The organism is Sphingobium sp. 15-1 (assembly GCF_013375535.1).
In the GTDB taxonomy this organism is placed as follows: Bacteria; Pseudomonadota; Alphaproteobacteria; order Sphingomonadales; family Sphingomonadaceae; genus Sphingobium; species Sphingobium aromaticivastans.
Genome location: NZ_JABXJG010000002.1, coordinates 443445 through 456533, shown reverse-complemented (window position 1 = coordinate 456533; position 13089 = coordinate 443445). Strand labels below are relative to the sequence as shown.

The window sequence follows — 13089 nt, the reverse complement described above, 5'->3', positions numbered from 1 at the left end:
GCCGCATGCATGATGTTTCGGGGATAGGGCGGCGGGACATGCTGCGCCTTGGCCTGCTGGGCGGGGCGGCGGCGATCCTGCCCCTGCCGGCGATGGCGGCGGAGAAAAAAGCGCCGCGAACGCCAGTGCGGTGGATCGACGGGGAGGCGCCCCGGCTCAGCCTGGGGCAGACGTTCGGCGTGCCATGGCCGCGCGGCGCGGTGAAGGCGGGGAGCGCGCTCCGTCTGCGGTCGGAGGCGGGCGAACTGCCGTCGCAGCACTGGACGCTGGCCACCTGGCCGGACGGATCGCTGAAATGGTCGGCCCATGCCCTGCCCGCCGGCGTGTCGGCCGAGGGGATAGAGGTGGTGCCCGGCAAGCCCAGCGCGCCCGAAGCGCCGGTACTGGTGCGGGAGAGCGCGGACCAGGTGGCGATCACCGTCGGCAAGGTTGAATGGACGGTCGGCAAATCGGGCAGCGCGGTCATTCGCGGCGCGACGGTCGGCGGGCGCGGGGTGATGCAGGCCCTGACCCTTGTCGCCAGCGTCGACGACGCGCCGCAGGGCGGCAGGCGCAGCACTTTTGCCGGGCGGATCGACAAGGTGACTGTCGAGCAGAAAGGCCCGGTGCGCGCCGTCGTCAAGATCGAGGGCATGCATGAAGGGCAGGGGCGCCAATGGTTGCCCTTCGTCGTGCGGCTCTACGCCTATGCGGGCGGGCAGCATGTGCGGATCGTGCACAGCTTTATCTTCGACGGCGATCCGGCGAAGGATTTCGTGAGCGGCATCGGCTTGCGGGCCGCCGTGCCGATGGCGGGCGCGCCGCACGACCGGCATGTGCGTCTGGCGGCCGCCGATGGCGGACTATTTGCCGAGGCGGTGCGGCCGCTGACCGGCCTGCGCCGCGATCCCGGCGCAGAGGCGAGGGCCGCGCAGATCGCGGGCAAGGCCGTGGCGCTGGAGAGCATCGCGCCCCCCGTGCGCGGGTTGCTGGATCGGATTCCGACCTGGGGTGATTTTTCGCTGCGGCAGCTCAATGCCGACGGCTTCGCGATCGTCAAGCGGACCACGGCGGGGCAGGCCTGGATCGACGCGGCGTCGGGCGGGCGGGCGCTGGGCCTTGGCTATGTCGGGTCGCCTCGGGGCGGCGTAGCGCTGGCGGCGCGCTATTTCTGGCAGCGGCATCCGGGGCAGATCGACATAGGCGACGCGGACAGGGACCAGGCTTCGCTGACCGCCTGGCTCTGGTCGCCCGACGCGCAGCCGATGGACATGCGTCCCTATCGCGGCGTCATGGGCATGGAGGGCTATGACGCGCAGAATGAAGGGCTCGCCATCACCTATGAGGATTATGAGCCGGGCTGGGACAGTTCGACCGGGGTCGCCCGGACCAGCGAACTGACGCTCTGGGCGCTGGAAGCGACGCCGGAGGCCGACGCGCTGGCGGCGATGGCGCAGGCCAATGCCGCGCCGCCGCAATTGATGGCGACGCCGGAGCGGATTCACGCCGCCCATGTGCTGGGCGTCTGGGCCTTGCCGGACCGCTCCACGCCGATGAAGGCGCGGATCGAGGCGCAGAACGCCCATCTGGTCGATTTCTATGTGGGGGAGGTCGACCGGCGCGGCTGGTATGGTTTCTGGAACCATGGCGACATCATGCACACATATGATTTCGACCGGCACCAGTGGCGCTATGATATTGGCGGCTATGCCTGGGACAATAGCGAGTTGTCCCCCGATCTCTGGTTCTGGACCCATGTGTTGCGAACCGGGGACGGCAGGGCTTTCCGCTTTGCCGAAGCGTTGACGCGGCATACGGGTGAAGTCGACGTCTATCATATCGGGCGTTTTGCGGGCCTTGGAACGCGCCACGGGGTCCAGCATTGGAGCGACAGTTCGAAACAGCCCCGGATCAGCAATGCGATCTACCGGCGGATCTATTATTATCTGACCGGCGACGAGCGGACGGGCGACCTGATGCGCGCGCTGCTGACGTCCGATCTGGCGCTGGAGCATGTCGAGATCGGCAGGAAGGTGCCGGGGGCGGAGCGCAAGCCCTTGCCCGCGGGAACGATCGACCTCAGCTTCGGGACGGCGTGGTGTTCGGTGGCGTCGGCCTGGTTGACCGAGTGGGAGCGGACCGGCGACAGGCGCTGGCGCGACAGGCTGGTGAACGGGATGGACAGCATCGGACGGCTGAAACAGGGCTGGCTGGCCGGAGGCGCGCCCTATGATCTCAAATCCGGGCGGTTCATGGGGGCGGGGGAGACGATTTCGGTCTCCCACCTGAACGCCGTGTTCGGGGCATTGGAGGTGAATGCCGAATTGCTGCAATTGCTGGACGTGCCGCATTACCGGGCCGCGTGGCTGGATTATTGCCGGTGGTTCAATGCGCCCCCGGCTGAGTGGGAAGCGCGGTTCCACCTGCCCTATAAGGTGCGCAATCTGGCGGAGGGGCATTCGCGCCTGACCGCCTATCTGGCGCGGGAAACCGGCGATGCCGCGATGGCTGAGCGGGCGTGGAAGGAATTTCTGTCCGGCGAGGCGGGGCTGGGCCTGTCCGACGGCGATCCCCGGCATGAGGTCAGGGGCGCCTCGGTCGTCCGTCCCGTCGTGGAATGGCCGAACCTGTCCACCAACGCGGCGGCGCAATGGGGGCTTGCGGCGATCGAAAATCTGGCGCTGATCGGTGACGCGGCAGCGGTGAAGGGATGAAAGGCATGCGGAAATTTCTGTTGGCGCTGGCGCTGGTTTCGGGAACCGCCCTGTTTTCGGGAAGCGCCTGGGCAAAGCCTGTGAAGCAATGGACCGACCCGCTGACCGGCCATCATGTGGTGCGGATCACCGAAACGGGCGGTGCCAGCCTTTATTTCCACCAGAACAGCTATACGCCGCAGGGCGACAGGATGGTGATCTCCACGGCGGAGGGGATTTCCGTCGTCACGCTGACGGACTGGAGCGTCAGGCCGCTGGTGAAGGGCAAGGACATCCAGCTCCTCTTCACCGGCCGCCGGACGCGCACCGCTTATTATGCCAGCCATGGCCGCAATGACGCGGCCGGATCGACGACGATCTTCGCCGCCGACATCGACAGCGGCAAGGTGCGGAAGGTCGCCACGGTGGCCAGGGGATCAATCGGCTCGATCAATGCCGACGAAACGCTGCTGCTGGGGCAATGGGCGGCCAGCGACAAGCCCCTGCAACCCGACGGCACGCAGAAGGCTGGACCGGAGATCAAGCAGCAATTCGGACAGGCCAGCTATGCCGCCAATGGTCCGGACGGCAAGCCGCTGAGCTTTGCCGAGGCCAAGGAAGTGCGGCTGAACGAGCGGCTGGAGGCGAAGATACCGATGGAGATCTTCACCATCGACATCCGCACCGGAGAGCGGAAGGTGGTCGTCGCCTCGACCGACTGGCTCAACCATGTGCAATTCTCTCCGACCGATCCGGGGCTGATCATCTATTGCCATGAGGGGCCCTGGCATAAGGTCGACCGCATCTGGACCATAAGAACGGACGGATCGGGCAAGACCCTGGTCCACAGGCGCGCCATGAACATGGAGATCGCCGGCCATGAGTTCTTCTCGCCTGACGGCAAGTGGATCTGGTACGATCTGCAGACGCCGCGCGGCGAAGTCTTCTGGCTGGCCGGCTATGAACTGGCGACAGGCAAGCGGAAATGGTTCAAGGTCGACCGCAACATGTGGTCGGTCCATTATAATCAAGCGCCGGGATTGAAGCTGTTCTCGGGCGACGGCGGCGACAGCGAAATGGTCGCGCATGCGCCGGACGGGAAATATCTCTATCTATTCTCGCCCAGGGACATTCCCGACGTGGTGGGCATTCATGCGGACAATGCCGACGACCTGATCTCGCCGGGGACTTTCGACGCGGAAAAGATCGTCGACATGCGCAAGCACGACTATCGGTTGGAACCGAATATGACCTTCACGCCAGACGGCAAATGGATCGTGTTCCGCTCCAACATGGAAGGCAGCAACCAGGTCTATGCGGTCGAGGTAACGAAATAAGCGCAAATTAAGCGCAACGTGCTCCTGCGTAGGAGCATGTTGCGCCCGTTCGTCAGGCCGTCGCCCACCCGCCCCCAAGCGCCCGGAACAGATCGACCTGCGCGAAGGCCACCGCCCGGTTCGCCGTCGCCAGGTCGCTCTCCGCCGCCGCCAGCGTCCGCTGCGCATCCAGCACCGTCAGAAAGTCGATCTGGCCTTCGCGCTGGCGGGCCAGGCTGATGCGCGCCGCCCGGTCGGCCGCTTCCCGCGCCGCCTTCAGCGTGTCGCGACGCTCCAGCGCATGGGCATAGACGGACAGCGCCGTCTCGGTTTCCTCCAGCGCCTGCAGCACCGTGCCGTCGAACGCCGCGAGCGACCCGTCGGCATCGGCCCTGGCCGCGGCGATGCGGGCGCGATTGGCCTCCTGATTGGGGAAGGCCCAGTTGATCAGCGGCCCCAGCAGCCAGCGGAATGGCCCGCCGCTGAATATATCGCCGCCGCCGATCGCCGTCGTGCCGATCGATCCGCCCAGGGTGATGCGCGGATAAAGGTCCGCCGTCGCCACGCCGATCCGCGCCGTGTCGGCGGCAAGCCGCTGTTCGGCGGCGCGTACGTCTGGACGCCGGGCCAGCAAGGCGCGCCCATCCCCCACCGGAATGGGCTGCGTGAGGTCTGGCGTCGTCCCCTGCTCGCGTACCACCGAGGGGATTTCCTGCGGCGCGCGCCCCGTCAGGGTCGCCAGCCGGAACAGAGCGCTGTCCCGGTCAGCGATCAGGCTGGGAATCTGCGCCGCCTGCTGGTCGCGCAGCGCCGTCACGCGGATCACGTCCAGCCGGTCGGAACGGCCCACCTCGAACCGGGCGTTGGTGATGCGGATGCTGTTGTCGAGCAGCGCCACCGTCTGCCGCGCCACGGTGATGCGCTCCGCCGAGCTGGTGGCGTCGACATAGGCGCGCACCGTGTCCGCGACCACCGCCACGCGCACGGCGTCGGCATCGGCCGACGCGGTGTTGACGTCGCCCTTCGCCGCTTCGATGCTGCGCTTCACGCGGCCGAACAGGTCGACTTCATAGGCGACGTTCAGCCCCGCATCGACGGTCCAATTTTCCCGATCCGCGCCCGGCAAGCTCTGGGCCGCCGACGCCCGGCCATAGCTGGGCGAACCGCTCAATGTCGTCTGCGGCAGCTTGTCCGAACGGGCGCCGCGCAACTGGGCGCGGGCCTTTTCCAGCCGGGCGACGGCCACGCGGATGTCGCTATTGGCCTTCAACGCATCCTGCACCAGCCCGTCCAGCACCGGATCGCTGTAGAGCCGCCACCAATGCTCGTCGGCCTGCGCGGTGCTGACCGCCGGACTGGCCGCGCCGATAAAGGCCCCGGCAGCAGTGGTCGGAGTAGCCGGAGCCTTATAATCCGGCCCTGCGGCGCAAGCGGTCAAGGCCGACGCGCCAAGCAGAAGGGGGAGGAGTGTCTTGATCATCATGCCGTTCCTTATTCGGCGGGTTGCAGCGCGGCGGGAGCCTGACCCTTGCCCTTGCGGGAGAAGCGGTCGCCCAATGCGCGGCACACGACATAGAAAGTGGGGGTGAAAAGCAGGCCGAAGGCGGTCACACCGGTCATCCCGAAGAAGACGGCCGTACCCAAAGCCTGTCGCAGCTCCGCGCCCGCTCCGCTCGCGATCACCAGAGGCACCGCGCCCAGGATGAAGGCGAAGCTGGTCATCAGGATCGGACGCAACCGGGTTTGGGCAGCCTGAACGGCGGCATCCACCGGCGAGAGTCCCTGTTCCTCCTCCGCCTGCTTGGCGAACTCGACCACCAGGATGGCGTTCTTCGCCGCCAAAGCGATCAGCACGACCAGCCCGATCTGCGTCAGGATATTATTGTCCATGCCCCGCAAATTCACGCCCAGCATGGCCGCGAACAGGCACATCGGCACGATCAGGATGATCGACAGCGGCAGCGTCAGGCTTTCATATTGCGCCGCCAGCACCAGGAAGACGAAGAACACCGCCATGGCGAAGACGACGCCCGCCGTGTTGCCGGCGATCACCTGCTGATAGGCGACGCCCGTCCATTCCTTGCCATAACCGGCGGGAAGGGTGGAATCGGCCAGTTTCTCCATCGTCGTCAGCGACTGGCCCGAACTGTAGCCCGGCGCGGTATCGCCGTCGATCTCCACCGCCGGGAGCAGATTGTAGCGCACCACGCGATAGGGACCGGTCTTGTCCTTGAAGGTCGAGACGGAACCGATGGGCACCATCTGCCCGCTGTTCGACCGGGTCTTCAAGTTGGCGATGTCCGCCACCGTGCCGCGATGGTTCGCGTCAGCCTGAGCGGTGACGCGATAGGTGCGCCCCAGCAGGTTGAAATCGTTGACGAAGGCCGAACCCAGATAGACCTGCATCGCTTCGAACACGCGTTCCGGCGGTACGCCGAGCAGATCGGCCTTGCGCCGGTCCACGTCGGCGTAAATGCGGGGCGTGCCGACATCGAACAGGGTGTAGATCATGTTGATACCCGGCGTCTGGTTCGCCTTGGCGATGAAGTCCTGCGCGACCTTGTTCAGCCCGGCATAGCCATGATCCTCACGATCCTGCACCATCAGGCGGTATCCGCCCGCCGATCCGATCCCCTGAATGAGCGGCGGCGGCACGAGCAGGATGCGGGCCTTGTCATAACCGGCGACGGCCTTGTTCGCCTGCTCCATGATCCCGGCATAGGTGACGCCTTCTTCCTTCCGCTCAGCGAAGGTCTTGAACGGGAAGTATATGGCGGCGCTGTTGGGCGCCTGCGTCTGGGAGGGGCCATGGAAACCAGCGAACATCACCGCGCCGCGCAGCCCCTTGATCGGCAGGATTCTCGCCGCGACCTCCCGCGTCACCTTGTCGGTGCGTTCCAGCGAAGCGCCGGAGGGCAACTGCACTACGGCCAGGAAATAGCCCTGGTCCTGCGCGGGGATGAAGCCGCCCGGCGTCACCCAGAACAGGGCGATGGTGGCGGCGATCAGGCCCGAATAGGTTAGCAGCATCTTCTTCGGCCGGGCGACGAGGAAGCGGGTGAGGCGGGCATAGCCAGCGCTCAGCCGGTCGAAGCCGCGATTGAAGCGGTCGGCCGCCTGCCCAGCCAACTGGCGCCAGCGGGGCGCATTGTCGAGACCATGCCCGCCATGTTTGGACTTCAGCAACAGCGCCGCCGCAGCCGGAGACAGAGTGAGCGAGAGGATCAGCGAAATGATCGTCGCGGTCGAGATGGTGACGGCGAACTGCTGGTAGAAAGCGCCCGAAATGCCGGTGATGAACAAAGTCGGCACGAACACCGCGCACAGGACGAGGACGATGGCGATCAGCGCGGTCGAAACCTCATCCATGGAAACGCGGGCGGCTTCCAGCGGCGACATGCCATGCTCGATATTGCGCTCGACATTCTCGACCACGACGATGGCGTCGTCGACGACGATGCCGATGGCGAGCACCAGGCCGAACAGCGACAGATTGTTGAGCGAATAGCCCAGCCCCGCAAGGATCGCCGCCGTGCCGATCAGGGAGACCGGGATGGCGATGATCGGGATGACCGCCGCCCGCCAGTTCTGGAGGAAGACCAGAATGACGAGGACGACGAGGATCACCGCTTCGAACAGCGTGTGATAGACGGCATCGATCGACTGGCTGATGAATTCGGTCGGATTGTAGATGACGCTATATTCCAGCCCCTTGGGGAAGCGCTTGGACAGTTGCTCCATCTCCGCCTTCACCTTCTCCGCCGCGTCGAGCGCGTTGGAGCCGGGGCGCTGCATCGTCGCGATGACGACGGTGGGCTTGTTCGACAAATAGGTGTTGATGCCATAATCCTGCGCGCCCAGCTCGACGCGGGCGACATCGCCCACCCGGACCTGACGGCCATCCGCATCGGTGCGGATCACGATGTCCGCGAACTGCTGCGGCTCGGTCAGGCGGCCCTGCATCTCGACGCCGAGCTGGAAGGCTTCACCGCGATCATAAGGGGGCTGGCCGATGGAACCGGCGGACACCTGCACATTCTGGGCGCGCAGGGCCTGCACGATCTCGCCCGCCGTCAGGTTGAGTGCGGCGGCGCGGTCGGGGTCGATCCAGATGCGCATCGCATAGTCGCGCGAACCGAACAATTGCACATCGCCCACGCCGTCCAGCCGCGCCAGCCGGTCGCGAATCTGCGTCAGCGCATAGTTGGACAGATAATCGCGGTCGAACGTGCCGTCCGGCGACTGGAGGTTGACGACCATCAGAAATTCCGGGGTCGTCTTGCGCGTGACGACGCCCAGCCGCTGCACCTCTTCGGGCAGGCGCGGAATCGCCACGGCGACGCGGTTTTGGACCAGCACCTGCGCGGCGTCCAGATCGGTGCCGACCTTGAAGGTGACGGTGATCGTGACCTTGCCGTCGCTGGTCGACTGGCTGCTCTGGTAGAGCATGTCGTCGACGCCGTTGATCTCCTGCTCGATCGGCGCGGCGACGGTGGACGCGACGGTTTCGGCGGAGGCGCCGGGATATTGGGCGGAGACCGTGACCGTGGGCGGCACGATGTCCGGATATTGCGAGACGGGCAGACCGACAAAGGCGATCGCGCCGACCACGGTGATGATCACCGCGATCACGGCGGCAAAGATCGGCCGGTCAATGAAGAAACGGGAGAGGCGCATCGGACGAATTCCTCGATGGCGTGAAAAGGGGTTCGCGATCCCGGGGGGACGGATCGCCTAAATCGCTCCGTGCTCCTGCGAAGGCAGGAGCCCAGATCAGACGGCAGAACTGGACTCCTGCGTTGGCTTACGTCGCCCTTCGGGTCGCAGGAGCACGCCGTCCTATGGGGTTTGGTCAGCGAGCGAAGGTAGCCTGCGCAGCAATGGGAGCGGCGCTATCCACCGCCGCAACCGGCGCCGGACTCGCCTTGATCGCCGTCGGCTTCGTCGCGACCTTAGCACCAGGCATAACCGCCTGAATGTTCGACACGATCACCCGATCACCAGGCGCCAACCCCGCGCGGATGATGCGCAGCCCGTCCACCACCGGACCCAGCTCCACCGGCTTCGCCGCGACGCTGTCGTCCCGCCCGACCACCAGCACCGTCTTGCGCGCCTGATCGGACTGGATGGCCTCATCCGGAACCAGCAAGGCATTGACCTTGCCGCCATTGGCCAGCCGCATATTGCCGAACAGCCCCGGCGTCAGGAACATCTCCGGATTGTCGAACACAGCGCGCACCCGGATCGTGCCCGAACGCGGGTCTAGCCCGTTATCGGTGAAGTCCAGACGGCCCTTGTGCAGATAATCCGCTTCATCCTGCAACCGCACCTCGACCGCGCCGCCAGCGCCCTTGTCGCGTTGCGACTTCAGATACAGCGCCTCGGACGCATCGAAGTTGAAATAGATGGGATCGAGCTTGTTGACCGTAGTCAGCAATGTCGCGCCGGCCCCTTCGCCCGCGGAGACGAGATTGCCGACATCGACCCGCCGGTCCGAAACGCGCCCCGAAATCGGCGCGCGGACCTGCGTGAACTCCATGTCGAGCGCCCGCTGGCGCTCCCGCGCCTGCGCCCCCGCCAGCGCGGCCTGCGCCGCCTGCAACCGCGACCGGAGCGAGTCCACCTCACTCGCGGAAACCGCCTCATCCCCGGTCAGACGCTGGACGCGGCTATAGTCGTTCTGCGCCAGCAGCAAGGCGCTGCGGGCGCTGGCCGTGCTGGCCTTCGCCTCCGCCAGAGCCGCTAAGAAAGGCCGCTGATCGATGGTGAAAAGCAGTTGCCCCGCCTTCACATAATCACCGTCCTTGAAATGAATGGCCGTCACCGACCCCGAAACACGCGGCCGAATCTCGACCGTCTGACTAGGAGCGAAGCGGCCGACATAATCGTCCCACTGCGTCACCGCGCGGGTCAGCGGGGCGGAGACGCCCACGGTGACCAGCGGGGTGGCGGCGGCCTGCGCTTCCGGCCTGTCGATTAATTTCCATGTCACGCCGCCGACGATGGCGAGCGCGATCACGCCCAGCGAAACATGGCGCTTTCGCCAAGGGGCGAGGGGGGTGGCCGACCTTGTGTCGACGTCGATGGGGGTGTGCATGTTCATGGGTGTCAGCTCCGGGAACCTTGAAAGCGCCGTTGCGCGCTGATGCTGGCCAGCAGCGTTTCGAGCTGGCCCTCGTTGAATCCGGCCTTCAAAAAGGCCTTCAGGAAAGAAGGGCGGACCGCATAGCCGCGATGCCAGGCGTCGACCGCCAGACGGCGCAAGCTCTCTAGCCGCGTGTTGGCGAGGCGCGGATTTGCCCGCTCCCCAAAAATCCAGCTTTTCACCCGGTCCCAACGATCCGGCGCGCGCAGCGACGCCAGTCCGTCCCGCCGCGCAAGCTGGATGATCTGCCATTCGACGGGCGCGAAACCGGCGTTCGCCGCCCTTTTGGCGCCAATCGCTCCGCCATCTTCGGCCAGCGTGGCAAGTTGCAGAAATGCCATGGCAATTCCCCTGTGAATGACGCGAAACCGGGGGATCGGGCCGACGCGTCGTCGTCCGCTGCGAGCCATCCCGGCCGAACGTAGAAAAAAACCTCTCCACCGCGCGACCGGCAGGCCGTGCGCCAAGCGAATGATGTTGATCAGGTCGCGGCCCCCTATTGGGCTGGCCGCGTCAGGTCGTCAGCGACGACAAGCTTTGAGAATGGTCCGCATCATATGACCCCTTTTGGATAGCAGGTCTATTCAATACTGGATGGTATATAATGCAGTGCAGCAGTGGCGTCAATGTTATTTTGTACCGATTGGTAATTTTTCGGTATTGAATCCGAAAACCGTTCGATTTCCGTTACTTCCCCGGCCAGACCGCCAAAGTGGTCTCCACCAGTTGCTCCAGCAGTTCCCGCGACATCCCCGCGCTCGCATGCACGGCCATGCCCTGCATCACGGCGGTCAGATAGGTGGCCAGCGCCTTCGGCTCGATCGTGTCGGGAAAGTCGCCTTGCTCCCGCGCCCGTTCCAGCCGGGCCACCAACGCCGCGTCGGAGGAGGCGCGGCGGGCGATGACATCGTCGCGGATGGAATCCGCATGGGTGGTGCAGGCGACCGCGCTGATGACGCCCAGGCAGCCATGCGGATCGGTCGTCCCGGTCTGGATCGCCAGCGACCCGCGGAGCAGCCGTTCGGCCACGCCCTTCGCCGTCGGCGCGTCCAGCGCGGACTTCATGTAGCACAGCTTGTCGCGCTCATAGAGGTCGAGCGCCTTGCGGAACAGCGATTCCTTGTTGCCGAAACAGGCGTAGAGGCTGGGCTTGGTGATGCCCATCGCCTCGGTCAGCTCCGCCATGGACGCGCCTTCATAGCCGCGCCGCCAGAAGACGGTCAGCGCTGCACTGAGCGCTTCTTCGGGATCGAACTCCCTCGGGCGTCCCCTCGCTGTCTGAGTCTGTGTTTCCATACCGAGCGGTATATAGTGAGACTTGCGCCGATCGTCCAGACCCGGCTTCTACGGAGCGCCACTTTGCCCTATCAGCCGGAAAAAAGAGAGCAAAGCGCATGCAGACCCGCCTCCTTCAATATTTCCTGGCCCTGGAGAGGGAAGGGCATTTCGCCCGCGCCGCCGCCGCCTGCCATGTCTCGCAACCCACGCTTTCCGCCGGCATTTCCGCGCTGGAGGCGCAACTCGGCAAGCGCCTGATCCAGCGCAACCGCCGCTATGCCGGGCTGACGGAGGAGGGGCGGGCGATCCTCCCCTGGGCGCAGCAGCTTGTCGCGGCGGCGGACAATTTGATGCAGGCGGCGGCGGTCGCCAAGGGCCCCTTGCAGGGCGAATTGCGCCTGGGCGCGATCCCGGCCGCGATGCCGGCGGTCGGCCCACTAGTGGAGGCGCTGCTGGAGCGGCATCCGGGTCTCAACATCTCGGTCCGGGCGCTGACCTCGCGCCAGATCGAGCGCGAACTCGCCGCCTTCGAACTGGACGCGGGCCTCACCTATCTGGATTTCGAGCCGCCCTCTCACATGCTGGCCGCGCCCCTTTATGTCGAGCGCTACATGCTGGTGGCGGCGCGGGGCGTGCTGGATGAAAAGCGCCCGCCGGACTGGGAGGATGTGGCCGCCTTGCCGCTGTGCCTGCTGCACCAAGGAATGCAGAACCGGCGCATATTGGACGCCCGGCTGGGAGAGCGGGGCCTCGCGCTGCGCCCGGTGGTGACGGCGGACAGCTATGTCGCCCTGTTCGCGCTGGTGCGGCAGGGGCGGCTCTGCTCGATCGTGCCCGACAGCCATGCGATGCTGCTCGACGGCCTGGACTGGGTGCGCACCTTCGCGCTGCCCGACGCGGAGGAGGGGAGCCGCATCGGCGTGATCGTCTCCGACCGCGCCCCGCTAGGCCCGCTGGCGCAAGCGGTGCTGACCGTAGCGCGGGACATTTCAGGCCGAATGGGGATGGTCTGAGAAGCGCTAAGCCGGTTCACTCCACCCCGTCTAAGCCTAACCGTGCTCCTGCGAAGGCAGGAGCCCAGTCCCGCCGCCTGATCTGGGCTCTCACGAGCCACTCGTCTCGTTCGAGTGCCTTCGCAGGAATACGTGGCGCTTCGACTAAGCAGGATCGACTAATCCATTAGAGCAGCCGGGGAAAAACTATCCCCCATCCCCCAACACAATCGCATCGATCCGCCGCAACATAGCCACAAAGGCTTCCACCTCCTCCGCACTGAAATGCGAAAAGACCCCGCGTTCCAGCTCCAACGCCTTGGGCGCGATAGCCCCATGCAACCGCCATCCTTCCTCCGTCAGCGCCAGCAGATGCGACCGCCGGTCCTCCGCATTGGGCAAGCGTTGAACTATCCCTCGCCCGGTCAGCGCAATGGCAGCCCGGCTGACCGTCACCTTGTCCATGCGGCTCTGCGCACAGATCTGCTGCTGCGTGATGCTCCCCCGTTCCGCCACCCACGCAATGACCCGCCATTCCGTAATGCTGATCCCGAAAAGCCTCTCATAACTCTGCGCGATGGTGTCGCTCAGCAACGCCGCCGTGAAGGACAGGCGATAGGGAATGAACTGATCGAGGTGCAGCGTCTTGGCGGTCATCCCCAACTGGTAACATTTGATACTTCATC

General features: G+C 65.6%; 9 protein-coding genes. 3 read left to right on the top strand and 6 right to left on the bottom strand.

Annotation, left to right across the window (positions count from 1 at the left end):
* The first annotated feature begins 5 nt into the window (after window positions 1-5).
* Both HUK72_RS18310 and HUK72_RS18305 read left to right on the top strand, forming a co-directional pair.
* Window positions 6-2693, top strand: a complete 2688-nt coding sequence (locus HUK72_RS18310) for a Tat pathway signal sequence domain protein (RefSeq protein ID WP_176598223.1) — start codon at window positions 6-8, stop codon at window positions 2691-2693.
* Window positions 2690-4009: an oligogalacturonate lyase family protein gene (locus tag HUK72_RS18305; RefSeq protein WP_369806009.1), complete on the top strand. Its 1320-nt coding sequence runs from the start codon at window positions 2690-2692 to the stop codon at window positions 4007-4009. Before HUK72_RS18310 ends, HUK72_RS18305 begins: the two co-directional genes overlap by 4 nt.
* A 52-nt stretch (window positions 4010-4061) precedes the next feature.
* On the opposite strand, the gene HUK72_RS18300 is transcribed toward HUK72_RS18305, so the two are convergent.
* From HUK72_RS18300 to HUK72_RS18280, 5 genes are all read right to left on the bottom strand, one after another.
* Window positions 4062-5471: an efflux transporter outer membrane subunit gene (locus HUK72_RS18300; RefSeq protein ID WP_369806008.1), complete on the bottom strand. Its 1410-nt coding sequence runs from the start codon at window positions 5469-5471 to the stop codon at window positions 4062-4064.
* 8 nt (window positions 5472-5479) lie between these two features.
* Window positions 5480-8665: an efflux RND transporter permease subunit gene (locus tag HUK72_RS18295; protein WP_176598220.1), complete on the bottom strand. Its 3186-nt coding sequence runs from the start codon at window positions 8663-8665 to the stop codon at window positions 5480-5482.
* Window positions 8666-8840: 175 nt separating this feature from the next.
* Window positions 8841-10091: an efflux RND transporter periplasmic adaptor subunit gene (locus HUK72_RS18290; protein WP_176598219.1), complete on the bottom strand. Its 1251-nt coding sequence runs from the start codon at window positions 10089-10091 to the stop codon at window positions 8841-8843.
* Window positions 10092-10096: 5 nt separating this feature from the next.
* Window positions 10097-10600 carry a hypothetical protein gene (locus tag HUK72_RS18285; RefSeq protein ID WP_255325862.1) on the bottom strand — a complete coding sequence of 168 codons (504 nt, stop codon included), beginning with the start codon at window positions 10598-10600 and terminating at the stop codon, window positions 10097-10099.
* Between the two features lie 220 nt (window positions 10601-10820).
* Window positions 10821-11429, bottom strand: coding sequence for a TetR/AcrR family transcriptional regulator (locus tag HUK72_RS18280; RefSeq protein ID WP_176598217.1), 609 nt, complete (start codon window positions 11427-11429; stop codon window positions 10821-10823).
* A gap of 98 nt (window positions 11430-11527) precedes the next feature.
* On the opposite strand from HUK72_RS18280, the gene HUK72_RS18275 reads away from it, so the two are divergent.
* Window positions 11528-12424 (top strand): LysR family transcriptional regulator, encoded by an 897-nt coding sequence (locus HUK72_RS18275; protein ID WP_176598216.1) that lies wholly within the window; start codon window positions 11528-11530, stop codon window positions 12422-12424.
* A gap of 186 nt (window positions 12425-12610) precedes the next feature.
* Here HUK72_RS18275 and HUK72_RS18270 read toward each other — a convergent pair whose 3' ends face one another.
* Window positions 12611-13060 (bottom strand): MarR family winged helix-turn-helix transcriptional regulator, encoded by a 450-nt coding sequence (locus HUK72_RS18270; RefSeq protein ID WP_176598215.1) that lies wholly within the window; start codon window positions 13058-13060, stop codon window positions 12611-12613.
* Window positions 13061-13089: the final 29 nt, after the last annotated feature.

Excerpts from the sequence above, each read along its gene's own strand:
- HUK72_RS18310 (WP_176598223.1), top strand. The coding sequence starts at position 6 with ATGCATGATGTTTCGGGGATAGGGCGGCGGGACATGCTGCGCCTTGGC.
- HUK72_RS18305 (WP_369806009.1), top strand. The coding sequence starts at position 2,690 with ATGAAAGGCATGCGGAAATTTCTGTTGGCGCTGGCGCTGGTTTCGGGA.
- HUK72_RS18300 (WP_369806008.1), bottom strand. The coding sequence starts at position 5,471 with ATGATGATCAAGACACTCCTCCCCCTTCTGCTTGGCGCGTCGGCCTTG.
- HUK72_RS18295 (WP_176598220.1), bottom strand. The coding sequence starts at position 8,665 with ATGCGCCTCTCCCGTTTCTTCATTGACCGGCCGATCTTTGCCGCCGTG.
- HUK72_RS18290 (WP_176598219.1), bottom strand. The coding sequence starts at position 10,091 with ATGAACATGCACACCCCCATCGACGTCGACACAAGGTCGGCCACCCCC.
- HUK72_RS18280 (WP_176598217.1), bottom strand. The coding sequence starts at position 11,429 with ATGGAAACACAGACTCAGACAGCGAGGGGACGCCCGAGGGAGTTCGAT.
- HUK72_RS18275 (WP_176598216.1), top strand. The coding sequence starts at position 11,528 with ATGCAGACCCGCCTCCTTCAATATTTCCTGGCCCTGGAGAGGGAAGGG.
- HUK72_RS18270 (WP_176598215.1), bottom strand. The coding sequence starts at position 13,060 with ATGACCGCCAAGACGCTGCACCTCGATCAGTTCATTCCCTATCGCCTG.